General features: G+C 68.9%; 34 protein-coding genes. 28 read left to right on the forward strand and 6 right to left on the reverse strand.

The window, feature by feature from the left end; all coding sequences use genetic code 11:
- Window positions 1-23 precede the first annotated feature (23 nt).
- Window positions 24-335: a hypothetical protein gene (locus BN1555_RS34580; RefSeq protein ID WP_093803905.1), complete on the forward strand. Its 312-nt coding sequence runs from the start codon at window positions 24-26 to the stop codon at window positions 333-335.
- A 1208-nt stretch (window positions 336-1543) separates the two neighbouring features.
- Here BN1555_RS34580 and BN1555_RS34585 read toward each other — a convergent pair.
- The 3 genes from BN1555_RS34585 to BN1555_RS34595 are packed head-to-tail and all read right to left on the reverse strand — an operon-like array spanning window position 1544 to window position 2522.
- Entirely contained in the window at window positions 1544-1876 is a 333-nt protein-coding gene (locus BN1555_RS34585) for a hypothetical protein (RefSeq protein ID WP_093803906.1), read from the reverse strand.
- Window positions 1877-1887: 11 nt separating this feature from the next.
- Window positions 1888-2349 carry a hypothetical protein gene (locus BN1555_RS34590; RefSeq protein WP_093803908.1) on the reverse strand — a complete coding sequence of 154 codons (462 nt, stop codon included), beginning with the start codon at window positions 2347-2349 and terminating at the stop codon, window positions 1888-1890.
- 11 nt (window positions 2350-2360) lie between these two features.
- Window positions 2361-2522 (reverse strand): type II toxin-antitoxin system Phd/YefM family antitoxin, encoded by a 162-nt coding sequence (locus BN1555_RS34595; RefSeq protein WP_093803909.1) that lies wholly within the window; start codon window positions 2520-2522, stop codon window positions 2361-2363.
- Window positions 2523-2580: 58 nt separating this feature from the next.
- Here BN1555_RS34595 and BN1555_RS34600 point away from each other — a divergent pair, with 58 nt between their 5' ends.
- From BN1555_RS34600 to BN1555_RS34620, 5 genes are all read left to right on the forward strand, one after another.
- On the forward strand, window positions 2581-3147 hold the full coding sequence (locus BN1555_RS34600) for an endonuclease VII domain-containing protein (protein WP_176710323.1): 567 nt from the start codon (window positions 2581-2583) through the stop codon (window positions 3145-3147).
- Window positions 3148-3314: 167 nt separating this feature from the next.
- On the forward strand, window positions 3315-3647 hold the full coding sequence (locus tag BN1555_RS34605) for a DUF6221 family protein (RefSeq protein WP_093803910.1): 333 nt from the start codon (window positions 3315-3317) through the stop codon (window positions 3645-3647).
- Window positions 3644-3892 (forward strand): hypothetical protein, encoded by a 249-nt coding sequence (locus tag BN1555_RS34610; RefSeq protein WP_093803911.1) that lies wholly within the window; start codon window positions 3644-3646, stop codon window positions 3890-3892. Before BN1555_RS34605 ends, BN1555_RS34610 begins: the two co-directional genes overlap by 4 nt.
- Window positions 3889-5046 carry a site-specific integrase gene (locus BN1555_RS34615; protein ID WP_093803912.1) on the forward strand — a complete coding sequence of 386 codons (1158 nt, stop codon included), beginning with the start codon at window positions 3889-3891 and terminating at the stop codon, window positions 5044-5046. Before BN1555_RS34610 ends, BN1555_RS34615 begins: the two co-directional genes overlap by 4 nt.
- Entirely contained in the window at window positions 5043-6125 is a 1083-nt protein-coding gene (locus BN1555_RS34620) for a hypothetical protein (protein ID WP_093803913.1), read from the forward strand. The genes BN1555_RS34615 and BN1555_RS34620 overlap by 4 nt, the downstream gene beginning before the upstream one ends.
- Here the strand turns inward: BN1555_RS34620 and BN1555_RS34625 are convergent.
- Genes BN1555_RS34625 through BN1555_RS34630 form a run of 3 tightly spaced genes read right to left on the reverse strand, consistent with a single transcriptional unit; the run spans window position 6110 to window position 7558 of the window.
- Window positions 6110-6640, reverse strand: a complete 531-nt coding sequence (locus BN1555_RS34625) for a hypothetical protein (protein WP_093803914.1) — start codon at window positions 6638-6640, stop codon at window positions 6110-6112. The genes BN1555_RS34620 and BN1555_RS34625 overlap by 16 nt on opposite strands.
- 14 nt (window positions 6641-6654) lie before the next feature.
- Entirely contained in the window at window positions 6655-7104 is a 450-nt protein-coding gene (locus BN1555_RS41815; RefSeq protein WP_369689044.1) for a DUF6011 domain-containing protein, read from the reverse strand.
- Window positions 7105-7141: 37 nt separating this feature from the next.
- On the reverse strand, window positions 7142-7558 hold the full coding sequence (locus BN1555_RS34630) for a WYL domain-containing protein (protein ID WP_093803916.1): 417 nt from the start codon (window positions 7556-7558) through the stop codon (window positions 7142-7144).
- A 231-nt stretch (window positions 7559-7789) separates the two neighbouring features.
- On the opposite strand from BN1555_RS34630, the gene BN1555_RS34635 reads away from it, so the two are divergent.
- The 22 genes from BN1555_RS34635 to BN1555_RS34730 all read left to right on the forward strand — a co-directional run bounded on the left by BN1555_RS34635 (window position 7790) and on the right by BN1555_RS34730 (window position 23698).
- The gene (locus tag BN1555_RS34635) at window positions 7790-8191 is read left to right on the forward strand and encodes a hypothetical protein (RefSeq protein WP_093803917.1); all 402 of its coding nucleotides are present in this window, start codon (window positions 7790-7792) and stop codon (window positions 8189-8191) included.
- Window positions 8188-8361 (forward strand): hypothetical protein, encoded by a 174-nt coding sequence (locus BN1555_RS39365; protein ID WP_176710327.1) that lies wholly within the window; start codon window positions 8188-8190, stop codon window positions 8359-8361. The genes BN1555_RS34635 and BN1555_RS39365 overlap by 4 nt, the downstream gene beginning before the upstream one ends.
- Window positions 8362-8440: 79 nt before the next feature.
- Entirely contained in the window at window positions 8441-9682 is a 1242-nt protein-coding gene (locus BN1555_RS39740; protein ID WP_218058261.1) for a hypothetical protein, read from the forward strand.
- A complete protein-coding gene (locus BN1555_RS34645; protein WP_176710328.1) occupies window positions 9682-11097 on the forward strand; it encodes a DNA cytosine methyltransferase in 1416 nt (471 codons plus the stop codon). The genes BN1555_RS39740 and BN1555_RS34645 overlap by 1 nt, the downstream gene beginning before the upstream one ends.
- A 55-nt stretch (window positions 11098-11152) precedes the next feature.
- Window positions 11153-11983, forward strand: coding sequence for a hypothetical protein (locus BN1555_RS34650; RefSeq protein WP_093803919.1), 831 nt, complete (start codon window positions 11153-11155; stop codon window positions 11981-11983).
- Between the two features lie 114 nt (window positions 11984-12097).
- Entirely contained in the window at window positions 12098-12358 is a 261-nt protein-coding gene (locus BN1555_RS34655; RefSeq protein ID WP_093803920.1) for a hypothetical protein, read from the forward strand.
- A gap of 34 nt (window positions 12359-12392) precedes the next feature.
- Window positions 12393-12671: a hypothetical protein gene (locus tag BN1555_RS34660; protein WP_093803922.1), complete on the forward strand. Its 279-nt coding sequence runs from the start codon at window positions 12393-12395 to the stop codon at window positions 12669-12671.
- The gene (locus BN1555_RS34665; RefSeq protein ID WP_093803924.1) at window positions 12668-13600 is read left to right on the forward strand and encodes a WhiB family transcriptional regulator; all 933 of its coding nucleotides are present in this window, start codon (window positions 12668-12670) and stop codon (window positions 13598-13600) included. Before BN1555_RS34660 ends, BN1555_RS34665 begins: the two co-directional genes overlap by 4 nt.
- A complete protein-coding gene (locus BN1555_RS34670; RefSeq protein ID WP_093803925.1) occupies window positions 13597-14028 on the forward strand; it encodes a hypothetical protein in 432 nt (143 codons plus the stop codon). Before BN1555_RS34665 ends, BN1555_RS34670 begins: the two co-directional genes overlap by 4 nt.
- On the forward strand, window positions 14025-14459 hold the full coding sequence (locus BN1555_RS34675; RefSeq protein ID WP_093803926.1) for a hypothetical protein: 435 nt from the start codon (window positions 14025-14027) through the stop codon (window positions 14457-14459). Before BN1555_RS34670 ends, BN1555_RS34675 begins: the two co-directional genes overlap by 4 nt.
- A 421-nt stretch (window positions 14460-14880) precedes the next feature.
- Entirely contained in the window at window positions 14881-15261 is a 381-nt protein-coding gene (locus BN1555_RS34680; protein ID WP_093803927.1) for a hypothetical protein, read from the forward strand.
- Entirely contained in the window at window positions 15258-15527 is a 270-nt protein-coding gene (locus BN1555_RS38630; RefSeq protein WP_141662949.1) for a hypothetical protein, read from the forward strand. Before BN1555_RS34680 ends, BN1555_RS38630 begins: the two co-directional genes overlap by 4 nt.
- Before the next feature lie 424 nt (window positions 15528-15951).
- The gene (locus tag BN1555_RS39370) at window positions 15952-17079 is read left to right on the forward strand and encodes a cell wall protein (protein WP_176710329.1); all 1128 of its coding nucleotides are present in this window, start codon (window positions 15952-15954) and stop codon (window positions 17077-17079) included.
- Window positions 17076-17873 (forward strand): DciA family protein, encoded by a 798-nt coding sequence (locus tag BN1555_RS34695; protein WP_176710330.1) that lies wholly within the window; start codon window positions 17076-17078, stop codon window positions 17871-17873. Before BN1555_RS39370 ends, BN1555_RS34695 begins: the two co-directional genes overlap by 4 nt.
- A 15-nt stretch (window positions 17874-17888) precedes the next feature.
- Entirely contained in the window at window positions 17889-18041 is a 153-nt protein-coding gene (locus tag BN1555_RS39375; protein ID WP_176710331.1) for a hypothetical protein, read from the forward strand.
- Window positions 18042-18329: 288 nt separating this feature from the next.
- Window positions 18330-19490 (forward strand): ParA family protein, encoded by a 1161-nt coding sequence (locus BN1555_RS34700; RefSeq protein WP_093803932.1) that lies wholly within the window; start codon window positions 18330-18332, stop codon window positions 19488-19490.
- On the forward strand, window positions 19487-20644 hold the full coding sequence (locus BN1555_RS34705; RefSeq protein ID WP_255306494.1) for a ParB/RepB/Spo0J family partition protein: 1158 nt from the start codon (window positions 19487-19489) through the stop codon (window positions 20642-20644). Before BN1555_RS34700 ends, BN1555_RS34705 begins: the two co-directional genes overlap by 4 nt.
- 532 nt (window positions 20645-21176) lie before the next feature.
- The gene (locus BN1555_RS34710) at window positions 21177-21512 is read left to right on the forward strand and encodes a hypothetical protein (protein ID WP_093803934.1); all 336 of its coding nucleotides are present in this window, start codon (window positions 21177-21179) and stop codon (window positions 21510-21512) included.
- Between the two features lie 212 nt (window positions 21513-21724).
- Window positions 21725-22279, forward strand: a complete 555-nt coding sequence (locus BN1555_RS34715) for a hypothetical protein (RefSeq protein WP_093803935.1) — start codon at window positions 21725-21727, stop codon at window positions 22277-22279.
- A gap of 148 nt (window positions 22280-22427) precedes the next feature.
- Window positions 22428-22658 (forward strand): hypothetical protein, encoded by a 231-nt coding sequence (locus BN1555_RS34720; RefSeq protein WP_093803936.1) that lies wholly within the window; start codon window positions 22428-22430, stop codon window positions 22656-22658.
- A gap of 160 nt (window positions 22659-22818) precedes the next feature.
- Complete coding sequence (locus BN1555_RS34725) at window positions 22819-23157, forward strand: hypothetical protein (protein ID WP_093803937.1); 339 nt, start codon at window positions 22819-22821, stop codon at window positions 23155-23157.
- 106 nt (window positions 23158-23263) lie between these two features.
- Window positions 23264-23698 (forward strand): hypothetical protein, encoded by a 435-nt coding sequence (locus BN1555_RS34730; RefSeq protein ID WP_093803939.1) that lies wholly within the window; start codon window positions 23264-23266, stop codon window positions 23696-23698.
- The last annotated feature ends 26 nt before the right edge of the window (window positions 23699-23724 follow it).

Genomic DNA, 23724 nt, shown 5'->3' on the forward strand with positions numbered 1-23724 from the left:
CCCTTCGCAGATCCGGAATCGACATGGCTGATGAGCCGTCTCTGGGGGAGCTGGGGCGGCTCATCCAGCTCATGCGTGGCGACATTCGCGACGACATGGCGCAGATCAACTCCCGCCTCGACCGCATGGTGAGCACGGACGTGTACGGGGTGGAGAAAGCAGCCCTCGAACGGGAAATAGCCGACTTGAAGAAGGACGTGGAGAGCGTGCAAACGGAGAGGAACACGGACCGTGAGCGGGTCACCCAGACCCGGCGCTGGCTCTTCGCATCGGTCATCGTGCCCGTCCTCGGGCTGATTCTTCCCGTCGTCTTCTTCCTCGCCGGCACCAAGTGATGAGGGCCCAGAGCCGGGTGGAGGCCCGCAAGCAGCGCAAACGCGGAGACTACATAGCCGCAGGCGCCGCCCTGATCGCGGCGGTCGTACTGGGCATCACCCTCACGGCGTTCGTGCTCCTCTCCCGCAACCTCGACGAGGCCAACCTGGCCCGCGACGCTCTGGCCCGGCAGGTGCAGGCGCTTGGGGGCAAACCGGTGGCAGGGCCGCCCGGATCTCGCGGCGAGCCGGGACAGGGAGCTGTTGGCCCGCCGGGTCTTGCCGGCCCGCGCGGTCCGTCCGGTGAGCCCGGCAAGCCCGCCCCGACCCTCACCCCGAAGCCCGGCCCCCCTGGCCCTCCCGGACCGCAGGGCATCGTAGGGCCCGCATCTACCGTGCCCGGACCGGTCGGACCGACCGGTCTGCCCGGTCAGGACGGTGCGCCTGGTCAGGACGCCACGGGTGTACCGGGCCCACCCGGTACACCTGGGCAGGACGGCCAGGATGGTGCTCCGCCAGCGGCGTGGACGTACACGGACGCCGACGGGAACACCTACCAGTGCACGCCGGTCGAGGACTTCGACCCGGACAATCCGCGCTACCGGTGCACCCCGGACGATCCGCCACCGAGCGAACCGGCCCCGGATCCTGCGCCTTCCCCTTCGGCGTCTGCTTCGCAGTCGTCTGAGCCCGACCCGTCCAAGGGAAACTCCGACGGTGCCCTGTTTCCGCTCAAGCTCCAAGAGCGTCGGCGCCCATGATCACTGGCTTCGCCCACTCTGTCTTATAGTTCCGCACAGCAAATAACGTGATCTTGCAAATCTGATCGCTCCGCCTCTGACCTGCGCATACTCGGGTCAAAACCCCACTCCGAGGAGCCAGGCGCCACCTCGGCCGACCAGGCTGTTCCCCTAGGATGCACATGTGTCCCCGGCCGCTTTCCTCGGCCGGGGGCACACCATTCGCACTCGCTGATCAGGCTCCGCGCAGGATCTCGTACCGCAGCTGAGCTTCAGGGGACCGGTCGTTCAGCCACCCTTCGCCGTGCTGGTCGCAGTTCTTGCTGTCGTCTTCGCTGCCGCGACGCAGCCAGCAGTGGCCGTGCTCGTCAACCCGGGGGCAGCAGCCGCAGGTGGCCTCGCAGCACTCTTCACCGGGTGTGCAGTCAGCGCAGCGATCACCCGCGCAGTAAGGCTCTGGGGCCTCAGCCTGAGTCATGGTCACAGCCCTTACTCCCCGGTGGCCCAGGGTGCCTTTTGCATGTAGCCCCCGTTGCGGTTCTTGAAGTGCTCCGTCACCGAGATGCCCATCTTCACAAGTGGGCGCAGGGCGGCGGAGGCGGCGACCTGAAGGTCGTACGCATCGGAGAGCGGTCCGGCGGACAGCTGATACTCCTCGACGGCGGGCCAGTCGTCGACGAGGTAGTGGATTCGCCACCCGTCGCCGTCGGGTTCGAAGGCGATGCCGACCTGGTGGCGGTGAGCGGTGGCGAGGAGGTCGCCCACGGCTTGCAACAGCTCGGGCGGGTAGGCGTTCGGCTCAGGGCTCAGGTTGTCGCTCATGGTCGTGGTCCTCACTGCTCGGTGGTCAGGGCTTGCATGGGGAAGTTCACGGCTCGGGTGGCCGGCGGGTAGTCGGCGTCGGCCCCGCCGGTGAGTAGGGCGAGGGACCAGGCGGTAGTGGCGTGCTCGAAGTTCTGGCGGGTCTGGTGGTAGTCGGCTGCGGCCGCCTTGACGTACCGGGCAGCGGCGGTGCTGTACCGGGTGACTTCGCTGGTGCAGGTGAGGATGTCGCCTAGGAGACTGTCGACCGCCAGGTACCAGGAGTTGAGCATCCCGGCGTGCTCGCGCAGCATGTCGCGGGTCGTGTCCTGCCCGTACTCGGTCTCGTGCCAGCGGATGTGCTCAATGGTGAGCGAGGCGAAGCAGTCGCGGAGGCCGCTGCTTTGGACGGCGGCTTCGTAGTCGAAGATGGCACGGGTCTCGCCGGGGGTGAATGCCTCGGTGTCGTACTCGTAGATATCCAGGTCGGCCATGGTCGGTGTCCTCACTGCTCGGTGGTGCGGTCGAGGTCCTTGTCGGTGGCCGGCACCAGCTTGGCGATGGGCTTCCCGTGCCGGGTGATCAGCACTTCCTCGCCCTGGAAGCCGACCTCGTTCAGCAGGTCGGCGAAGTTCCTGCGCGCCTCTTCGGCTGTCATCGTCTTCATCCCTCGACTCTACCAGTCTGCTAGGATCTATAGAACCTTACAGAACTGGAGAAGTCGAGTGCAAGAGGCGCTGACACCCGAACTGGACCGGCTGTGTGGAAACTCGGAGTGCGAGGTGGACCTGTCGGCCGCCCTGGAGGCAGGGGACAAGTCGAAGTACTGCTCGACACGTTGCAAGGGGCGGGCGTACCGGGCCAATCGGCGTCGACGCGCTTCGGAACTGAGTAGCAAGTTCTGCACAGGCTGCCAGGAGGAGAAGGGCATCGAGCACTTCTCGCAGCCGTGGGTGCACTACTGCCGCCCCTGTGCCAACGCGAGGAGCAGAGAGGACTACATCGCAAGGGGCGGCGCGGAGTACGCCTACGCCAAGGGGCTGAAGTACCACTACGGCCTGTCGGTTGACGAGTACGCGGCGCGCCTGGAAGCACAGGGTGGACGATGCGCGATCTGCCGAGAAGAGTCGCCGCAACGGCTGCATGTGGATCACGACCATCGCACTGGCGCTGTGCGAGATCTTCTCTGCGAAGGATGCAACCACGCGATCGGCAAGGCTCAAGAGGACCCGGCCCGGCTGCGCGCCATGGCCGACTATCTGGAGCGTCACACAGCTGCCCCTGAGCGATGATTCCTGGTCGTCCCACACGGGCTGGCGTTCCTTAGGATCGATCCTGGAGAAGAATCGAACGGATCGAACGCTCTGTGGTCCGTTTTGGCGGGTCGGGGGGAACATCGCGTCTCACTCCAAATAATGTTCCTTCTATGGAGCCAAGATCCGGAGCAGGGGAGACGGTCGTGGATGAGTCGGAGATGGTGGCTTTCTGGCGATGTCGCCTGGACGAAGACGAGCAGGCGGCACGCGAAGCGCTGGCCCGGACAACGACGACACGGCGCATGATCGGCGGACAATGGGTAGAGGACACAGTCCAGCCTCCAGAGTGGCGTCGCTCTACCTGGTCGCCTCAGCGTGTCCTCGCCGAAGTCGCAGCCAAGCGGCAGCGCCTGGCCCACCTCGCTGAAGCAGTAGAGGCCGGGCAGGACTCCTACGACTTGGCATCGGTCCTGCTGCCGTATGAGCTGCTGCCGTACGCAAACCACCTGGCCTACAAGGAGAGCTGGCGGCCGTGAGCCCCGAGGACGAGGCGACCGCGCACCTGCTCGTGACTGCGGCCTTTCATGATGCCGCCGTCAGCGCTGACGAGCGGGGGGACGCCAGCGTTGGCGACTTCTCCCGGGCTGTCATCCGGCTGTTCGAGGAGCACCAGCGCCTCGAAGGCTCGCTGTACCTGGTCGTGATGAAGTACGCGCTGGAGCACGCACCGCCCGAGGATGTGGCGGCCCTGCGGCGCTGGATCGCGGAGGTGGATGCGTGACCGAGCATGCGGACGTGGTGGACGCGGAGTTGGTCGAGGAGGACCGGCTCCCGGCCATCCCCGAGGACCGTGCCCCTGCCGTACGGCAGGAGGACGAGGACCCGGACGCGTGGCTGCCGCCCGAAGCTGAGGAGGACGTCAAGGCGGGCATCCCCCGGGACACCAGCCGGGCTTACGAGGGTGACATGCTGCGGTTCGCCCAGTGGTGTGAGCAGGTCGGCCGCCGGGTGATGCCCGCCGCACCGCAGACCGTGACCGCGTACATGTCGTACCTCAAGCGCACACCCCGGGAGAAGACCGGCCGCCCGTACGGCCCTTCCTCCATGGACCGGATCATCGCGTCCATCCGCTCCTCGCACCGGGCGGCGGGCTTCAAGCCGCCGGACACCATGGGCGCGCGGAAGGTCGTCGCCGGGTACAGGGCTGCCCTGTCCGTAGCCCAGGATCCGGCTGCGACAACGAAGAAGGCCACGCCGGCGCACCGGGCCGTCCTCCGCGAAGCGCTCGCCCACCTGGACCGCACCACGCTGGTCGGGAAGCGCGACGCTGCCTTGATGCTCCTGGGGCACGCCCTCGCATCCCGTGGCAGCGAGCTCGCGCCGCTGGACTGGCCGGCCAGTTTCACCGAGCTGCCCGAGGGCGGGTTTCGGGTGCGGGTGTACCGCAAGAAGCGGAAGGTGTGGCAGAACGTGGAGGTGCTGCCCGACCCGGAGCCGGACGTGTGCACTGTCGCGGCCGTGCGCGCTCTCGTCGCGGCGCTGGCCGATGAGGGGCATCACTCGGGGCCGCTGTTTCTGCGCATCGACCAGTGGGGCTACATGGGCGCCGAGATGACCCGCAAGGGGAAGCCGGTTGGTGACCCGTCGGGGCGGATCAGCGTCAACGGTGCCTCGGATGTCGTGACGCGGTCCATCGGGCGCACGGGCCTGCCTGGGGAGTGGCGGTCGCACTCGCTGCGCCGCGGGTTCGTGAAGACCGCCCGGGACGCGGGCGTGGACATCGTCGACATCGGACGGCACGGTGGCTGGGACGACCGGTCCAAAGCCCTCATCGGATACATCGACGAGGAGGAGAGTACGGGGGAACGGAACCCGCTGGCGAAGATCGGAACGGCCGCTGTGAAGCAGAAACAGAAGGCAGAGGAGCAGCAGTGACCGCCAAGGAGTACAGGCCGGCGTCGGTGCGGCAGCTCGATGCGGTGGTGGATGCTCTGGCCGGGTCGGTGTCGGCGGGCCGGTTGCGGCAGCTGCGGATGACGGTGGGCATGTTCGCCCGGGCGGTGGGGCGTGAGGAGCTGGCCGGGCGGGGGTCGCGGAAGGCTGCCCGCTTGTTCGATCCGGATGTGCTGGGTGTGTTCTGGGAGCTGGCGGTGGCCGGTGAGCTGCGGCACTTCGACAAGGACGTGGGTAAGGAGTTGCCGCTGGCGTCGCAGCGGATCGTGCGTGACTGCTTGGCGATCCTGGCCCGTCAGGTGGTTCCGGGCCGGGTGGTGGGGTTGCCGTCGTTGCCGCAGGTGGAGTTGAAGGAGACCGTCGGCGGGCGGCAGGTGACGGCCCTGTACCGGGAGCTGGTGGAGTTGGCGTCCGGGGGGCCGTTGGAGTTTGGTGGGGCGGTGATGTCGTACGAGGACCGGACTCGGTTGCTGGCGATCGTGTCGGTGGTGCTGGATTCGGGGGCCCGGTCGGGGGAGTTGGCGGCGATGGCGTTGGATGATCTGGGGCCGGGTGAGGTGTGGGTGGGGTTGCGCCGGCGTCAGCAGAAGGGGCCGCGTTCCCGGGCGGAGGAGATTGCCGCCCGGTTGGGGTTGTCGCCGGTGACGGTGCAGGAGGTGCTGTCGGAGCGGCCGCGGGGCATCTCGGCGTTCACGCAGTCGCGGGTGTGGGAGGTGGCGGCCGCGTTGGATCCGGTGCCGGAGGTGGAGCGGTACGAGCTGCGGGAGGGCTCACGGGTCGCTGTGCGCCGCTGGCTGCGGGTGCGGGAGCAGGTGGTGGCCCCGTTGGAGGGGGCGAAGACCGCCCTGTGGGTGCGGCTGTGGCCGAACCGGTACGGGCCGGCCGGGTTGCCGTTGCGGGCGCAGGGGCTGCGGCAGTCGTACGCGCGGGGCATGGGGGCGTTGAACATGCTGATGGCGGGGCAGTACGGGTGGTCGCCGATGCCGACGACGTTGGAGCAGCTGCGCCGGGCGGTGCCGGCCGTGCCGTTGGAGGAGCCGTCGGCTCAGTCGCCGTCGTAGCCCCACATGTCGGGGGTGTCCCCGCAGCAGGCTGGGCACATGCAGCGGCAGGTGTTCTCCCGCCCGGTGCACGGCCCGGGCGTGCCGGGTTCACCGTCTTCGTGTGCCGCAGCTCCGGGGCAGTAGGGGCCCGGCTTCGGGCAGTCGGCCACCGCCATCTCGTGCGTGTTGCACCAGGTGCGCAGGGCGGTCTCAAGCTGGGCGTCGCCCCACGTGTGGCCGTAGCGGCGTGCGTTCTCCTCCCACGGGCATCGGGCTTCAACCTCCTGGGGCGGGCAGGAGGGGGCGGCGCCGTCTGGGTAGGTAGCCCAGCCGCCCTTTTCGGGGAAGGACGTCCAGCTGCGCCCGTCGGGGGCAACCCACTCCAGCCACTCCGGGGCGCCGGTGGCGGGGCGGCGTGTCAGGCGGCGCCAGACGGTGACCCCGCAGGCGGTACACCGCGTAGCGTCCTGGCTGCCGCCTTCGAAGCAATGCTGGCCGGTGAGGTCGGCCAAGCGGATCTGGATGCCATGCATGGTGGCCCCTCCTTCTACACCCCGGGTATGGGGTCTTGGTCGACGTGGTGGCGTGGATGGCTGCCCTGGCGGTCTGGATCGCACTCAGGGCCCAGTCTTCTCGACCGAGAGATTGGGTCGGTCAAAGACCTTTTGCAGTCGGTACAGCGGACGGTGGGGAGGTGGGCGACGCGGGTGTCGTCCAGCGTGGGCTGCTGTGCGGGGCGTCTGGCCATGGCTCTCATTGTGGCTTGGTGATCGGGGGTAGCGGCGTGGCGAGTAGATCCGCTACGCTGCGCGTGCGCGATCAGTATGAAAAGGCCACTACCCGGTTCGGGGCAGTGGCCTTCTGCATGTCCAGGATCAACCGGCGTGCGGCAGCCAGTGCTTGGGGTCATTGCCGGTTCCGCAGCAGGTCGGGCAGTTCCCAGTGTCCGGGTCGCAGCCGTCGCAGCCGGTTCCGTTGCACTGGGGGTGGGCGCCATCTCCCTGGCAGGTGCGGCAGTCGTACATGAGGTCCTCCTAGGCGGCGAGCGCGGCGTCGGTCTGGATAAGGGTGCGGGGGGTGTAGTCGGCGTCGTCCTGGTCGCGGGCGAGCTCGTAGAAGAAGAGGGCTTGCGCGTCCGTGGTCGGCGCGGGTGCGGGGCGGACGTACTTGGTGGGAGCCGGCCGGTCGAGGACGTAGGCGATGCGGTGGAGCGTGTACGCCTGGATGCCGGAGAGGTGGAACTGGCGCTCGTCGCCGCGGAGGCGGCACATGGCGACGATGGCGATGCTGCCGTTCTTCGTGGTGCGGACTTCGTGTACCTCGATGGTGCGGACGGTGGGCTCGGTCTCGCCGGGCTTGAGGTAGGTGATGGTGATGGCGTGCTGGTGGTCGAGGGCGCGGTAGAGGTCGGTGAGGGTCTTGGTGGTGGTCTGACGTCGTGTGATGCGCATTTGGTGCCCCCGCTGCTTGGTGGTGTGGTTTCACCGTAGCACGTAAGTCGTTGCGTGCGTAGCGATTTACAGATACGGTTGGGAACAGCCGGACAGACACCGGCCACCAACCGGCTCGTAACGGTTGCGTGCGTAGCGACTTATTGAGGGAGACTTAGCGTGCCCACCACACACAGCAGCGGGCGCCCGCCCGGCCGCCGGGACGGACGCCGGCCGCCGGAAGGACACGCCGTGCCCCGAACCAGCCTGCGAGCCCACGCAGTCGACGCCCTGCCCGACGCCAGGAAGGCCGTCACGTTCCTGGAGGAGGCCGGGCAGCCCGCCCTGGCCACCGCCGTCTCCAGGATCGTGGAATTCACCGAGGACCGTACCGGCGCCGAGATCAGGAACGCCCGACGGGACGCCGACCTGGACCCCCCGGTCTCCCTGTTCGTCACGGAAGCGTTCAAGAACCACATCAAGGCGGCTCAGGACCCCAAGAAGCCGCTCGCCCAGGTCGTCACCCCGTACCTGGACAAGTTCCTGGCCGGCCGGTGGACGCCGCCGGCACCGCCTGGCGTTCCGGTCGTCAAGGGTGTCGTGCCGACGCTGAAGCGCGCCCCGCGGGGGCCGCGCCCGCCAAGTCGTCCATGACGGTGCGTATCCCGCAGGACCTGTTCGAGAAGGTCGACGCCCGGGCGAAGGACCCGGCGCGGGCGGCAGAGCGCGGGTACGCGCTGAACGGCCGCATGGTGATGATCGCCGCCCTGGCTGAGGAGTTCAAAGTCCCGGACGACGCTCTGACCGGCGCCAAGAGCAAGTAGGTACCGCGCGGGCGGGGCCTGGACGCCGACAACTGGGCCCCGACACCGCAGCACCCCGCACAACCACATAGGAGACCTCATGGCCACGGCCACCGAGGCCCCCGCCAGCGTCACGGCGGAGGGCCCCACCTCGCACACCCAAAACCAGGCCGATGCGCTCGCGAAGCTGCGCGAGCCGTTCCAGCCCAACCAGATCTCCAAGCTTCCCAAGATCTGGTGCGGCAAGTGCTCCAAGTCCCAGTACAAGGTGTGCGATGACCACACCCGGGAGCGTTGCGACGTCTGCGCCGGGAAGATGACCAGCGCGCACCTGCACCTCGACTATGTCGGTCACGCCGAGTTGACCGGCCGCCTGCTTGAGGCCGACCCCCTGTGGACGTGGGAGCCGATGGCGTTCGACGCGGATGGGCTGCCCAAGTTCGACCAGCATGGCGGGCTGTGGATCCGGCTCACGGTCGCAGGGCACACCCGACTCGGCTACGGCGACGCCCAGGAAAAGACGGGCCCGAACGCGGTCAAGGAAGCGATCGGGGACGCTCTACGGAACGCTGGCATGCGCTTCGGTGCCGCGCTCACGCTGTGGTCCAAGACGGACATGGACGAGGCGGACGCGCAGAAGAAGAACCTGTCCACCGAGCCGTCCCGCGAGGACAGGCTGGAAGACCTGTACGGGCTGATGCAAAAGCGGTGGGGCCACCTGGGCGGCATGCGCGCCCTGAAGGTCATGGTCGGCGAGGAGTCCTTCCACGAGTCCCAGGTCCGCGACCCGGCCGGCCAGCTTCGCCTCTTCGGCCAGATCATCGACGACCGCATCCTGGAGCTCCTGGACCAGGAGAAGACGCAGAAGTTCATGAGCGCCGCGCGCAGCGGGTGGAACGACCTCGCGGCGACGGAGAAGAACTTGGAGGACGCCCGCGCGAAGAAGCTGCTGGACGTGACGATCCCGTTCGGCACCCCGGAGACCCCGACCCGGATCGAGGACCTGCTCGTCACCCGCATCGCGGAGCTGAAGGGCAAGCCCAACGAGCCGTCGGCCACCGCAACCTCGGAGCAGGGGGCGGCCGGAAGTGACCCCATCGACCACCTGATGTCCCAGGTGCAGAACCACTGGGCCGACTTCACCGAGCTGACGAAGACGCTCGCCGAGGCCGGGCGCCGCAACCAGCTCGCCCGCGAGGTCGAAGGCCCGCTCGGCACCCAGGTGCAGTTCGGGGCCATGGTGACCGCCCGTATCGCCGAGCTGAAGGCGATGGCGCAGAAGCAGGCCCAGGACGCCGAGCAAGCCGCCCACACACGCGACAGCCAGAGGAGCGCCGCCTGATGCTCGTCAACCGCCGCACGCTGGACGGAGATACGACGGACGCCTTCTGTGGCGCCGGTGGCTCGTCCGAGGGTGCCCGTCAGGTGGGCGTGAAGGTCCGTACCGCGCTGAACCACTGGCGGCTCGCTGTCGACGTCCACAACGCCAACCACGTGGAGACCACGCACGACTGTGCGGATATCTCCCAGGTCGACCCCCGCCGGTACCCGACCACGACGTTCGCCTGGTTCTCCCCGTCCTGCACTAACCACTCCATCGCCAAGGGCCGTAAGCGGCACATCGACGCCACCCCCGACCTCTTCGAGGAGACGCTGCCCGACGAGGCCGCGGAACGCTCCCGCGCGACGATGTGGGACGTCGTGCGGTTCACCGAGTACCACCGCTACCGGGCGGTCATCGTGGAAAACGTAGTCGATGCCCGCGACTGGATCCTGTGGCCCGCCTGGTTCACTGCCATGAAGGCCATGCGGTACCGGGCCAAGGTCGTCTACCTCAACTCGATGCACGCTCAGGCGCTGGGCCCGGGTGCCTGTCAGTCGCGGGACCGCATGTACGTGGTGTTCTGGCTGGAGGGTGAGAAGGAGCCGGACTTCGCCCGGTGGACGCGCCCGATGGCGCACTGCACCGGGTGCGACAAGGTCGTGCGGGCGGTCCAGGCGTGGAAGAACCCGGACCGGTCGTACGGCAAGTACAAGACGCAGTACGTATGGCGCTGCCCCACCGCCCGCTGTCACGCCGAGGTCTTCCCGGCAGTGAGGCCGGCCGCCGACGCGATCGACTGGGCTCTGCCCGCGGTCCGGATCGGAGACCGGGAACGGCCTCTGGCGGACAAGACGATGAAGCGCATCCGGGACGGCTTCGAGGCGTACGCCCGCCCGATGCTGGTGCCGGTTGAAGGCCGGGAGGGGAAGGTGGCCCGGCCGGCGGATCTGCCGATGCGGACCTGCACGGCCCGCAACGAGACCGGTCTGGCCGTCCCTCCGTACGTGGTGGAACTGCGCGGAGGTGGCTCCAGCCACCGCCCACTCAGCGAGCCGCTCGCCACCGTATGCGCCTCCGGCAACCACCACGGCCTGGTCGCCCCCGACTTGGTCCTGCCCTACTACGGCAACGCCACCGCCCGCCCCACCGACGAACCGATCCCGACCATTACCACCGTGGACCGGCACGCTCTCCTCAAGGGCGGCCCAGTCACCAGGGCCGAGGACCTCGGCTTCCGGATGCTGTCCCCGGCCGAGTATGCCGCGGCGATGGAGTTCCCCCAGTCGTACATCTGGCTGGGCAACAAGCGCGAGCGGGTCCGCATGGCGGGGAACGCCGTCACCCCGCCCGCTGCCCGTGATCTGTTCGCCTGCGTCGCCGAGGCAGTGCTCGGCGTCTCCTACGACACCCCCGAGCTCGTCACCGCGGCCTGAGCCTCCCGGCTCCGCCACCCACAAGCACGACCCGCCCCTTCCCAAGGAGATCACCGTGCTCATCCCCAACACGCCGTCCAACAACGGCCCCGAGTACCACATCGTCAACGTCACCCCGGAGCTCGCCGAAAAGTGGCTGACGCAGAACACCCGCAACCGGAAGATCCGCGAGACGGCGGTCGCCGGGTACGCCCGGGACATGGAGGCCGGCGCCTGGGCGGAGAACGGTGAGTCGCTGAAGTTCGCCATAGACGAGACGCTCCTGGACGGGCAGCACCGGCTGCGGGCCATCGTCCGCTCCGGGGTGACTCTGCGGATGCTGGTCATCACCGGGTTGCAGCCGGAGACGCAGGAGACCATGGACGACGGCCGTAAGCGCACCGTCGCGGACGCGCTCGCGCTGCGGGGGGAGTCGAACGCCACCCAGCTGGGCGCGGTCGTACGGCGCTGCCTGATGTGGACGCAGGGCATCCAGCGCAACGTGGGCAACCGGCCGCCGACGAACACGGAGTGCCTGGCGTTCTTCGCCGCCCACCCGGAGCTGCGGGTCTCGACGTCTGTGGCGACGGGGATGCGCAAGTCCGCGGCGCTGCCAGCGTCGGTGCTGGGCCTGACGCACTGGGTGTTCAACCAGATCGACGCCGAGGACTGCGCCTGGTTCTTCGACCGCCTCGCCACGGGAGCGAACTTGGAGCAGTTCCACCCGGTGTGGACGCTCCGCAAGCGCACCTTCGAGATCAGCACCGACCAGGGCCGGGTCCCGGAAGACATGCTGCTGGCCTTCGTCATCAAGTCGTGGAACGCCTACCGCGACGGCATCCCGCTGAAGCTGCTGCGGTTCTCGCCGGGTGGCGCCAACCCGGAGAAGTTCCCGCAGCCCAAGTAACCCACCACCAGCCCCGGGGCGCCCCGCATGGGTGTCGCCCCGGGGCTGTGCTGTACCCGCACCCCGCCCACCCCGCCGTCCGCCCGGGCCGGCGCCGCCTTGAGGAGGCTGGTCATGTCCGATGCTCTGCTGCCCAGTGTCGTGGTCGTCCTGATCGCCATGGGCGGCCTGTACGCGGCCACCGAAGCCTGGTGGCGCCGCACGAACCCGAAGCCGCCCCCGCCGCACTCCCGTTCCGCCCTCCGACGCCGGGAGGTGGACCTGCTCATCGTCGCGGAGGCGATCGTCGCCGACCGGTACACGGTGATCGCCGACCTGTACGAGACCCCCGCCGAGCCGGTGCCCGCCCCGTTTCGGGTGCGGGCCGACCGCTGACCCCGTCCGCCGACTCGTCTGGGAGGTGAGTGTCTTGCTGATCTGGACCGCTGTACTCGCCCTGGCCGTCGCCGTGCTGGGCGTGACCGCGTGGTGGAGGGTGCGCCGCGCCCTGGCCGCGGAGCGTGCCCGCCGGCAGCTGACGGAGGCCATGCAGCACCGCGACCTGTGCGCGTTCACCGCCCGGGTGCAGGACCTGACCAACGCCCGCGCGGTGATGGACGCCGCCGCGGCCGTCGTCGACCAGGCCCTCGCCGCACTTCCCGCCCATCACCAGCCCGACCCGACCGAAGAGGAGGGGGGATCGTCATGACACCCACCACGCCCCGTATACCGACAGCCCGTACCGCTGAGATCACGCTCGTCGACCACCCGTACTACCGCTACCGGGGGTGCGCCCCCGACCCTGAGCGGCCGGGCATGGCCGCGGGCGCCGACCTCCCCCACAACACGTGGATCGCCCCGGACGTGGACGGCGGGGAGGAGCAGACGGAGCGCCGCGCCCGTGAGAACGCCGCTATCGCCGTCTGCCACCGGTGCCCAGTGCTGCGCGAGTGCGCGGCGTTCGCCAACTCGGAGACGGACGACGGTCACCTGGCCCTGGAGTCCGGGATAGCCGGCGGCACCCGGGCCCTGGACCGCCACCGGGATCTGATCGCCCGCCGCCTTCAGGCCGGGCCCATCGCCGCACCGGACAAGCTGCCCGCCCAGGTCCACACCGCACAGAAGCAAGCCGTCCTGCGCGCCCTGGCCGCCCACGTCTCTGCGGAGGCGGTGGCGGAGGCCGCGGGGATGGATCTGCGGACCGCGGCCTGGCAGCGCTCCCGCCTGGTGACGCTGCTGGGCCTGGACAAGGCGACCGCGACCCGCCGCGAGCTCCTGGACGTGGCGGTGCGGGCCGGGCTGCTGGACGGGGTGCAGGTCGTGGCCTGTGACGGCACGGTGCCCGCGGTCCCCCCGCCGCCGGCCCCCGCACCAGCGCCCGTCCTCATCACCGCCGCCGCCCCGGCACCGGCCGCGCAGAACCCGCCCGCCCCCGCGGCGGCCCCGGGCCCGGCGCCTGCCGCGGCCGTCGACGACGCCGCCCCGTACGTCCCCGTGCGCATCCCCTCCCCGCGCCGGGCCCGCTTCACCAAGGTCCCCGGACAACTACAACTCCCCCTCCTCGACCCGGCCGGGCGTACCCGCCTGCACCTGGTCCCCACCCTGCCCGCCACCCACGCCCTGGAGCCCGCCGCATGACCACCACCCCCACCCCCGCGCCCGCACCGGACGCCCCCGGCGCGGACCTCACTACGGCCGCCGACCATGTCCTGGCCGAACGGTGCGCGAACAGCGGTCAGTACATAGCTGGGCTCATCGCCGCCGGCATGCTCGACGCCGTCGGTACTCCGCGCCAGTTGCCCCGGTACCTGTTCCCCGACGTGGACCCCGCCGTCGCACAGGAAATCTTCGACCGGGGCGCGGCCACCGGCTACCGCGCCGCAATGCTGGCCGCCAACCCCCAGTGGACCCGTGAAGGCATCGACCGCCTCCGTGCCGCGCTGCGCGACGCCGGGTACAGCGCCATGGGCGCCAGCGCCGACCGCACCGCCAACACCCTCCGCCCACTCGACCACCCCGCCGACACCGACCAGGGCACCGACACCGCCCGCGGCGAGCACTGGTGAGCGGGCGCCCCGGGCGAGGCCGGCCCGCGGTCTTCGACGAAGGCCGCCGCGAAAAGTACCTGGCCGCCATCACCGGCGGCATGAAAGCCCACGAAGCCGCCGTGCGCGCAGGCGTCTCTCGCAACATCCCCGCCCAGTACGCCAAGACCGACTCTGCTTTCGCCGCCGCCTTGGCCTTGGCGAAGAAGAAGGGGAGGGCCCAGCGCCTCGACGACATGCCGCACAACGTGTCCCGGTACGTCAACTACGGCTGCCGCTGCCCGACCTGCCGGGCCGACGCCACGAAAAAGCGCGCCGCAAGCCCCGACCGGAAACCGAAAGCCCGCCCCGCACCGGCCCCCACGCCCGCCTCCCATGAGGTGATCCACATGCCCAAACCGGCCCCGCAAACGCCTACTTCTTTGCCGCTGCTGCTGGTCAGAGCCTCGTAGAGGCCGGTGGGCCAACTTTGCAAGATCACGTTATTTGCTGTGCAGAACTATAAGACAGACCCAGGGAACCGGACGGGCGTGCGATGACACGAAAAACCCATGACCAGACCAGGAATCAACACGATGGCCGCAACAGAGGACACGTGGCGCCTCGAACCGGTAGGCTGCGCCTGACGCCAGACGACCACTCAGCTACACGGCCCGACGGTGCACCCCAGACACAGGTCCGGCCCCGCTGTAACTCCCAGGTGCGTCAACACCAGGGAAGCGGGGCCGGGTCGACACTCAACCCTTACGAAGGTGCCGACATGGCGAAGCGTACCCGGGGGACTCCCCCGTCAGACAGTGGGACCCGCAAGTCCGGCGTGAACATCACACCGCTGGCAAGTTCGGGCCCTGTCACCACTACACGTCCCACACGATGAGCAGCCAGGCCGGCGAGGACATCCTCAGCTGGCTGGACACCGCCATCACGAAGGCGGAAGCCGACGCCGACCGCTGGCACGACGCGGAGTGCTCGTCCCACGGCACCACCATCCTTGATCTCACCGTGCTTCAGGACGGTGCCACGCTGTGCGACTGCGAGGGCCCCTCCGCAGTGCGACGTCGCTGCGTCGCCGACCGGAAGCTGATCGCGGCCCATCCGATCACCCGCGACGTGATCGCCGTGCATCCCGATGGCACCCACGGCTTCGGCTGCTCCGTGTGCCACAACGAGGACCTGCTGACAACCGGCGACGGCTGGTGCGACAGCCTGCGCGCCCTGGCCGAGGGCTACGGCTGGACGGAGGGCGAGCGATGAGCGCCCCCACCGAAGCGGCGCCGTGGTACGGACGCAGCACTGCGAACGGCCAAACTCTGGTAGTGGCTGGCTCCCCGACGCACTGGCACCAGGCCGACATGTCCATTCCCGGCGGCTGGCCGATGGTCAACGACGGACGGGGCTGGCAGGACGATCGTGATGCTCGCCGGATCCCGTACTCGCCGCATCCGGACATCCCCTGGATTTCTCACACCCACAAGGGTGCTGAGCAGACCTCACCCAGTAAGGGAGATCAGGTGACTTAGCGACTTCCTGAGCGGGAGGTCCTGGGCCCCTTGGCGGGGGCGCTTCCTCTACCGCTGGCCGCTGGTGTTGGCGCACCGTGCGCGGCCACTTCCTACGGCTCGGTTTGGCGACCGAGCTAAGGCCCGTCTTCTGGATCCCGGTTTGGCGACCGAGGCCCGTCAGGACGAGCGACTTACAGGTTCTCCACGAACCCAGCACCGCCGAGGCGGGGCTTTTGCCTTGCAGCACACAAACGAAGGCAGGTACATAGTGCAGCACGCGCGCACCTCTTGTCAGCTTCAGCACGTCCACACGCCCGATTCATGCGGGAATTTCCCCTCCACGGGTGGCATCCCGTGCCAGATTCAGCCCGTCCGTGGCACTGCCCAGGACCTCGAGAACACCGCCTCCCGGCGCACCGGACCCCGCAAGTGGCTTCGCTCCGTGGAGTGGCTCATCAACGCCGGCGTCCACCCGAAGGCCAACTCGACGACGCTCGCTGTCGCCCAGGACCTCGCCACGCGCATGGACTACGACACCGGGCATGCTCGCTACTGCCTCGAGGACACCGCCGCCCGGCTCGGCGTCGACCGGTCCACCGTCAAGCGGCACGTCGCCGTTCTGCGCGAGATGGGCTCCCTCGCCTGGGTCGTCCATGGCACCCGCAGGAACATCCGGGCAGTCCTCGGCATGAAGGGGTATGCCGCCACGGCGACCGTGTACGCCGCGGTCATCCCGGCCGTCTACGACCACGCCATGGGCCACCGCATCGTCGGCACCGGGTACACGGCCAGGGTCGTCATCGACCAGCGTGACCAGCAGAATCCTGTGGATAACCCGCCTGTGGACAACCCTGCTAGTGGATCTTGTGCGCCCCCTTCCCTGTCTTTGGTAAACGAAGAGGGGAAGATTCAGATGGGGGGTGGTTTTAACTACACCCCGCGCGAGCGCGCGAGCCGCACAACCGCCGCATCCCCCTCCCTCCCCTCCACGAACAAAGACGGCAGCAGCAAGGACGGTGCCCCTCGCCGTAGCCCGCTTCAGGTAGCCCAGGACATTCGCATCGCCCGCCGCGTCCGCGCCCTGGTGACCTGGACCCAGAAGGAGGGACTGCGCCGCCTCGCCTACGTCCTGCGGCCGCTCATCGACCGCGGCCTGGACGGCGACGCCATCGCCTCCGAGCTGGACGGCATGTGCCTGGGCTGGACACCGAAGAAGCCGGCCGCGTACATCCGTACCGCCCTGGCCCTCGAGGCCGCCCGCCTCGCCGAGCAGGCCGCCGACCAGGAACGCCGGGACAGCGCAGCCTGGCGCCACCAGAACCCCGAGGACGTCGCGTCCCTCCAGCGCCTCTTCGGCCTCCCCGAGCAGCAGGAAGAGGAGCCCGTGCGCACCGACTACGACCGGCGCATGGCCCGCCTCAACTGGAACAACTGGATCGAAGTCATCAACCACTACGAAGAAGACCCCGACGACGCCCTCGACCTGTACGGAACCCGCTTGATCGCATTCGCCATCGGCAAGGACTGCCAGGCCAAGGACCGCCAGGCCCGTCAGGAGGCATGGGTATGACGCAGCCGACCACCACGCCGGCCTCCGGCCGGGACTTGGCCCGCCAAGCACTGGCCCAGGCAAGGGCCGCAGCCAAGACCGCCCCCGCCGTACGCAAGAAGACCGCCCGCCACAGCCGGACCGACCGCGGCACCGGCCGCGACCCCGTAGGCGTCGGCTCCCTCCTGGCCCAACTCAACGTCCAGGAGGAATGGAACCTCGCCCTGGACGGCGGCAGCATCCACGACCGGTGGGCCGGCCTGTGCCCCCAGTTCGTCGGCCTGGCGCAGCCCGAGGGCTTCGACGCCGAGCAGGGCATCCTCCGCCTCCGCCCCGGCTCCCACGTCTACGCCACACAGCTCCGCATGTACGAACGGCAAGTGATCAAGCAGATCAACACCAAGCTCGGCCGCACCGCCGTACGCCGTATCGTGGTCCTGCCCGTAGGCCCCATCGCCACGGCGCCCCCACCAGAACTCACCCCCGAACCGCGGCCAGAGCCGGGGCCGGTACGTACACGGGAGACAGCGTCAGCCGGTTACCGCAGGACCCTGCAAGCCGCCCTGGACAACAAGCCGGCCCGCGACCCCCACGCCACCGCCCTCGTCCAGGCCGCGATCGACCGGCAGAACCGGGCCCTCACCAACCCCGACCGCCGCGAACCCAAGGACGCCTTCAGCGACGCGGTCGCTGAACGCCAGCGGCTGACCTCCAGCCAGACCCGCAGCCGCGCCGACGCCATCCGCCAGGCCGCCCTCCACCAGAAGCACACCGGCGGCAAGACCATCCAGACCGCGTTCCAGCAGACCGCCTGAACCCAGGAGACCGTCATGCCCACCCAGCAGCAGCCCCGCCCCATACAGACCGTGGGAATCCCCCGGCCGCCCCAGCCCAACTACAGCGGGCTGTTCCTCGAGCCGGACCTGCCGGACGGTCCTGAAGACGAAGATGAGGAAGAGGCGACTGTTGCAACCTTCGGGTGAACGTATCCAGTTCTGACGATGCGGGACTGACGTGGCGGTAGCGTGGCTCGTGCCGGACAGCATCGGAGGGCCGGCCGCGGATGAGCGTCAGGCGCCTGGCCTCGATCCGGTATCCAGAGGGTGTGGGGCGCCCACTCCGAACAGCAAAGAAGCCGTCCCGGCCGTACGCCGGGGCGGCTTTTGCGTTGGTTCAGCAAGGAGCTGGCTCAGCCACCATGCGAGTGAAACGTCATCGCAAACGACGAACCGGATGCCTCCCCCCACCAGAGGAGTCAGTAAGGTGACGCCATGGCCTCTCCCTACCCTGATGGCGACCGGGAAAAGGTGGCGTCCAAGCTGCCCCCGGCCCTTCGTCAAGAACTCAAGATCCGCGCAGCCGAACTCGGCCTGGACATCCAGGACGCCGTCACCACCGCAGTCACGGACTGGCAGCAACTGCCCGGCGCCACGCCCGTCGTCGACACCGCAGGCTCCGACTCCTTCAGCACGTGGCTCCCCGCCGGGCTGTACGACGCCTTCAAGGTGACTTGCACTGAGCGGGATGTCTCCTACACCCAGGGCCTCGCCCAGTCCGTACGGCGGTGGCTGGACGCCAATCCCTCACCCAGCCACCGCCCCGCCACCGGCGCCCCCCAGCGGAAAATTGTCTGCAACCAGAAGGGCGGTGTCGGCAAGACCGCGGTGTCCGCCGGCATCGCCCAGGCATACGCCGAGGAAGGCAAGCGGGTCCTCCTCGTCGACTACGACCCCCAGGGCCACCTCAGCGAGCAACTCGCCATCCCGCAGATCCAGCCCGGTCACGACAGCCTCGTCTCTCACATGTGCGAGGAGGGCAAGGGCGATCTGCGCGACCTCGTCATGGTCATAGACGATCCGCGGTTCGAGAAGCGCCTGCACATTCTGCCCGCATGCTTCGACGGCTTTCTCCTCGATGCAAAGATCGCCATCCATGCCATGAACAAACGCGGAGCGCAGAAAGAGACCGCCCTCGAGCGCGCACTCGCCCCGCTCGAAGCCGACTTCGACGTCATCGTCATCGACTGCCCGCCCAGCCTCGGCATCGCTATGGACGCAGCCCTCTACTACGGGCGCCGTCGCCAGGGGGAGCCCAGCGGTGTCTCCGGCATCATCATCCCCGTCCTCGCCGAAGACTCCTCCGCCACCGCCTACTCGATGCTCGCCGGCCAGATCGAAGACATCCGCTCCGACCTCGGCCTCGACATCGACTACCTCGGCCTGGTCGTCAATCTCTACGACAGCCGCCGCGGATTCGTCGCAACCTCCTCCCTCAAGCAGTGGCGCGACATCGGCGACCCCCGCGTCCTTGCCGTCATCGGCGACCTGAAGGAGCAGCGCGAAGCCGTCCGCATGACCAAGCCCCTGCTGTCCTACGCACCGCGGTCCGACCAGGCTGAGGCCATGCGGCAGATCGCGAGGCTGGCGTCATGAGCAAGGCCGACATGCTCGGCGCCTCCACCGCCTTCAGCCAGGCCGGCGCCGCCCGCAGTGCTCGCCGCACTCTGATCGACCAGACCATGGGCGTCGACACGAGCGCCCCTGGTCCCCTGCTGAATCTGCGGGACATCGCAGACAACCCGGAGAACCCCCGCGGCCACATCGACACGAATGCCCCCGACTTCCAGGCCCTCGTGGAGAGCATCGCCGAGATCGGCGTCACCAGCCCCATCTCCGTATGCCGCGCGGAAGCGTTCCTCGAGCACCACCCCGAACACCGGGAAGCAGTCGGCGACCGCAAGTACGTCCTGCTCGCCGGCCACCGCCGCGTCACCGCGGCACGCCTGGCCCACCGCCACACCGTGCCCGCCCAAGTTGATGACACCGGCGCCGACGAGCCCCTGGTGTGGGCCCTTGCAGAGAACGGCTTGCGCGCCGACCTCAACCCGATGCAGCAAGCGCGCACCCTGAAGAAGCTGACCGACAAGCCCCCACTGGGCAAGGGAATGTCCCAGAGCAAGGTGGGCAGGTCCATCGGCCGGAGCCAGCCCAACATCTCCCAGCTGCTGAGCCTGCTGAAGCTGGCGCCCGAGTTGCAGGACCTGATCGAAAGCGGCGAGCTCAAGCAAGGGGAGGTCCGCCCCTGGGTCAAGCTCCCCTACGACGCCCAACTGGCTGCCTACCAGCAGTTCCGTGAGCAGGCCAGCAAGCCGTCCGCGGCCGCAACCCAGACGCCAGACGACCTTGAGCGGCCCGTACTCCCCACCCAGACCCATAACTCAGTTATGACTTCCGGGCCTGGGGAAGCCGCCGGACGCCCTGCCGCAGGACCCGCCACTCCGGACCCGACCCATAACTCAGTTATGGGTCTGCCTCACCCGCCGGCCGACAGTGAGGCAGCTCCATCGGCTCCCATCCCGGCGCCAACCCATAACTCAGTTATGGGTTCGACGGCCGAGACGAAGAATCCCGAGCCCGCAAAACCCGCTCACACCCATAACTCAGTTATGGATCAGCCTGGGGACGCGCAGGGCGTGGACGCCCTTCCCTGGGACGGCGAACCCGCGGTGCTGGGCAAGGCGCTGGCCGAGCGGGTGGGCAAGGAGAAGCTCCCGGCCCTGATCGATGTCCTGATGGGACTGTGCTGACCGCAGCGATGTAAGACGGCCTCGTTCTCCTGCTTGTCGCAGGGGAGCGGGGCCGCTTCTTTACGTGGGCCACTTTTCGGACGAGAATGCGCGCCTTGCCGGGGTAAATCCGCAGGGGCCTAAAGCCAGCCCGGGCCGGTGCTGCACAAGCCTTCCGCCGTGGCGAGTCCCGGCGCTACACTGCCCGTGTTGTACACGTCATGAGCCAGCGCTTCGGCGCAGGGCCGTGAGGTCTCGCGCCCCCGGCGCGCAGGTGGGTATTGTCGGCAAAACTCTGCCCCCTGCATACCGGGGGCGTTTGTGTGCCCGCCCCACCACAGCCCGTAGTAAACGGCCGGAATCCGCTCGCAACCTGATCACGGAGCCATCAAAAGCCCGCCGCGACTCCCACAGCACGGGTTCCAGATGTCACAGTGGCCGTCCGGGGTTGGCTGGCAGACCCGCCCTGGGCCAGCCAGGCGCCCCTTCCCTCTCTGCCATGAGCGGAGCCCTCATGCCCGGAGATCCTGCCGGCCCTATCGAGGCGGGCCCCATGCCCCGCCGCCCCGGCACCGTCACCCACCTCCACGACCGGCGACCACCCAGGTCACTCAATTCCGGCGGACCACCGGGGGGCCAGCCGGCCCCGGGGGCCCGGACACCGGTACCGGACAGCCGGCTGACCGAGCTCGTCCAGGCGCTGTTTCTGCACCGCGACCTGTCCCTCGCCGACCGGGACACGGCCGCAGCGTTCTTCGCCTCGCTCGAGGCGGTGGAAGTCCTCGTCGACGGGGCGGCCGCCGTGGGGCAGATCGAAGAGGAGCAGCAGCTCGTCATGCGCGGCCACATCCAGGCCCTGCGGGACGTACCCGTACAGTTCGGGACCTGAGGTGATGGTGAGCCAGATGTGACGGCCCGGCAACAGCCCGTGCATATGCCTAGATCAAATCGCACAACTCGTTCAACACTGGCCCACCGCGTGCCACTATGGGTCGTCCGGAACAGCACCCGGAGTGACAGCCTCCGGCCTCCCGGGCGCGCGCGCTTCCCCCAAAAGCCACCCTGCGCCCATGGCAGGCCACGACGGAACGGGGAACCGCCATGGGTAACAGCCGTACAGAGGACGCAGCCGTCCAAGCCAAGCTCGCCGGCCACCGGCTGCGCCTCCTGAAGGAGGTGTTCGTCACCCCGCCCCGCCAAGCCGACCCCGGCCGCCGGGCCCGCGCATCCACCCCGTCCACACCCATCCGCCCGGGCGTCCTCGACCACGCGGCCGCCTCGGTCGACGAGATCATCACGCACACCCGGGCCGAAGTCCCCCGCGTCTCACCCGCACCGCGCAACGACTCCGTGTACCAGTGGGCCCTCGACAACACCCGGCACCTGGACCCGGAACGCCAGCGCGCCCTGGACGCCAAGATCTACCAGCAGTCCCTGGAACACGCCCTGATGATGGGCGACGACCTCGCCATCCGGCGCCACAGCTGCCCCGCCTGCGGATGCTGGGGCCTCTTCTGGATGGCTGCCACCCAGGCCGCCGGCTGCGTCAACCGGCACTGCGCCGACAAAGACGGCCGCCCCAACACCTGGACGCTCCAGCAGCTCGCCGAACGCCACGTGAGCGCAGCAAATACTGCACGCCGCAACGCAACCTGACAGGCCCCCCGGGGGTCTACTCAGCATCACCACCACTGCGCCCCAACCGCACCACCGCACCACCCGGGCCTCACCAGGGTCCGGTCGTATCACCCGTATCGGCCGCCGGAGCTGCGAACGATGGCCTCGTCGATGCTGGGAGCACGTCATGGCCATACCGTCCCTCACCCCGTACGTTGCCCCCGACGACATGATCAGCCTTGAGGATTGCAGCGATCTGCTGAGGCAGACCGGCCACTCGAGGTCGCTGACAACGCTTCGCCGATGGATCGCTGAGCACCCCGACATGTGCAGCGAGCGGCGCCGCGGCGGGAAGATCTACGTGTCCTTCAGCGACATCCTCGTAGTGCACCGCGACGAAGTCCGCCGACGCGACTAACAGCCCAGCCCAGTTCAGCCCCGTCCCGATGCCCGGGGGCGGGGCTGTTTTCATGACCAGTGCTTAAGTTATTGCGTACGTAGCGACTTACGGGCTATGGTGGTCGAGCCGACAAGGTCAGCCCCAAAAGGCAGACCGAGTAACCGAATTGAGGTCTGCCATGACCGTCATCGACGATGCCCCCGCACTCCCCACCGTCATCCGCCGTGCCCAGCTGGAAACGGCCGTCCAGACAGCATTCGAAAAGCTCATGGACGACGCCGACACCGCAGCCGAACACCGCGAACTCACCAGCTACGGCCTCCTCCACGCACAAGCCGCCAACCTCATCGGCATCCGAACCCCCGCCTGCGGGGAACTGGCCCGCTGCACCTGCATGAAGTGCTACTGCGACGCCATCTTCGACGCCGCCAAAGCCCGCACCTACCTCGACGGCAGCGTGGAAGTCGTCCAGTGCGAGACCTGCGCTGGCGAACACCGCGGCACCGGCAACGAGTAGCACCCCCAAACCCCCGGCCCCGAGTCGAGTACCCCGCCCCCAGGGCGCGGCAGTAGCTCCCGGGGCCGGGTGCCCACCCTCACCACGCACGCACCGGGAGACCGCCATGCCCAGGACCAGCACCGGCACCGTCCTCAACGTCACCTGCCAGCTCCTCAACTACTACGGCCTCGAGCGCCAGCTCATCGCCAACCCCGCCGACGGAGCGCTCAGCATCGAAGCCGCACTCTTCCGCGCCACCACCGACCGCACCCCCAACGCCTTCCTCGGCGACGACGCGCTCGCACAGCTGCTGATCGACACCAACGAAACCGTCCAGGGCGCACTCCGCTGGATCTCCGCCGCCCTCCCCACCGACGCCCCCCACGACCCGAACACCGACATCGACGACCACCTCGAGCACATCCGCACCTGGGTCAACGACATCGACTTCTTCACCCAGCGCCAGCCGTCCGTGTCCGACGTCATCGGCGTCCTCAAGCGCGCCGCCCAGCTGGCGAACACCCTCACCGACATCCCCGCCCCCCGCGCCGCCGCCTAACCCCCCACCGCCCACGCCCCAGCAGA

Source organism: Streptomyces sp. Wb2n-11 (genome assembly GCF_001049855.1).
Taxonomy (GTDB): domain Bacteria; phylum Actinomycetota; class Actinomycetes; order Streptomycetales; family Streptomycetaceae; genus Streptomyces; species Streptomyces altiplanensis.

Coding starts and splice junctions, on each gene's coding strand:
- BN1555_RS38630 (WP_141662949.1), top strand. CDS start 15,258: ATGAGCGCCCCCACCGAAGCGGCGCCGTGGTACGGACGCAGCACTGCG.
- BN1555_RS39365 (WP_176710327.1), top strand. CDS start 8,188: ATGACGGTGCGTATCCCGCAGGACCTGTTCGAGAAGGTCGACGCCCGG.
- BN1555_RS34625 (WP_093803914.1), bottom strand. CDS start 6,640: ATGCATGGCATCCAGATCCGCTTGGCCGACCTCACCGGCCAGCATTGC.
- BN1555_RS34645 (WP_176710328.1), top strand. CDS start 9,682: ATGCTCGTCAACCGCCGCACGCTGGACGGAGATACGACGGACGCCTTC.
- BN1555_RS34715 (WP_093803935.1), top strand. CDS start 21,725: ATGGGTAACAGCCGTACAGAGGACGCAGCCGTCCAAGCCAAGCTCGCC.
- BN1555_RS41815 (WP_369689044.1), bottom strand. CDS start 7,104: ATGGCGCCCACCCCCAGTGCAACGGAACCGGCTGCGACGGCTGCGACC.
- BN1555_RS39740 (WP_218058261.1), top strand. CDS start 8,441: ATGGCCACGGCCACCGAGGCCCCCGCCAGCGTCACGGCGGAGGGCCCC.
- BN1555_RS34720 (WP_093803936.1), top strand. CDS start 22,428: ATGGCCATACCGTCCCTCACCCCGTACGTTGCCCCCGACGACATGATC.
- BN1555_RS34630 (WP_093803916.1), bottom strand. CDS start 7,558: ATGCGCATCACACGACGTCAGACCACCACCAAGACCCTCACCGACCTC.
- BN1555_RS34700 (WP_093803932.1), top strand. CDS start 18,330: ATGGCCTCTCCCTACCCTGATGGCGACCGGGAAAAGGTGGCGTCCAAG.
- BN1555_RS34665 (WP_093803924.1), top strand. CDS start 12,668: ATGACACCCACCACGCCCCGTATACCGACAGCCCGTACCGCTGAGATC.
- BN1555_RS34590 (WP_093803908.1), bottom strand. CDS start 2,349: ATGGCCGACCTGGATATCTACGAGTACGACACCGAGGCATTCACCCCC.
- BN1555_RS34595 (WP_093803909.1), bottom strand. CDS start 2,522: ATGAAGACGATGACAGCCGAAGAGGCGCGCAGGAACTTCGCCGACCTG.
- BN1555_RS34710 (WP_093803934.1), top strand. CDS start 21,177: ATGCCCCGCCGCCCCGGCACCGTCACCCACCTCCACGACCGGCGACCA.
- BN1555_RS34580 (WP_093803905.1), top strand. CDS start 24: ATGGCTGATGAGCCGTCTCTGGGGGAGCTGGGGCGGCTCATCCAGCTC.
- BN1555_RS34670 (WP_093803925.1), top strand. CDS start 13,597: ATGACCACCACCCCCACCCCCGCGCCCGCACCGGACGCCCCCGGCGCG.
- BN1555_RS34585 (WP_093803906.1), bottom strand. CDS start 1,876: ATGAGCGACAACCTGAGCCCTGAGCCGAACGCCTACCCGCCCGAGCTG.
- BN1555_RS39375 (WP_176710331.1), top strand. CDS start 17,889: ATGCCCACCCAGCAGCAGCCCCGCCCCATACAGACCGTGGGAATCCCC.
- BN1555_RS34655 (WP_093803920.1), top strand. CDS start 12,098: ATGTCCGATGCTCTGCTGCCCAGTGTCGTGGTCGTCCTGATCGCCATG.
- BN1555_RS34705 (WP_255306494.1), top strand. CDS start 19,487: ATGAGCAAGGCCGACATGCTCGGCGCCTCCACCGCCTTCAGCCAGGCC.
- BN1555_RS34680 (WP_093803927.1), top strand. CDS start 14,881: ATGAGCAGCCAGGCCGGCGAGGACATCCTCAGCTGGCTGGACACCGCC.
- BN1555_RS34730 (WP_093803939.1), top strand. CDS start 23,264: ATGCCCAGGACCAGCACCGGCACCGTCCTCAACGTCACCTGCCAGCTC.
- BN1555_RS34695 (WP_176710330.1), top strand. CDS start 17,076: ATGACGCAGCCGACCACCACGCCGGCCTCCGGCCGGGACTTGGCCCGC.
- BN1555_RS34725 (WP_093803937.1), top strand. CDS start 22,819: ATGACCGTCATCGACGATGCCCCCGCACTCCCCACCGTCATCCGCCGT.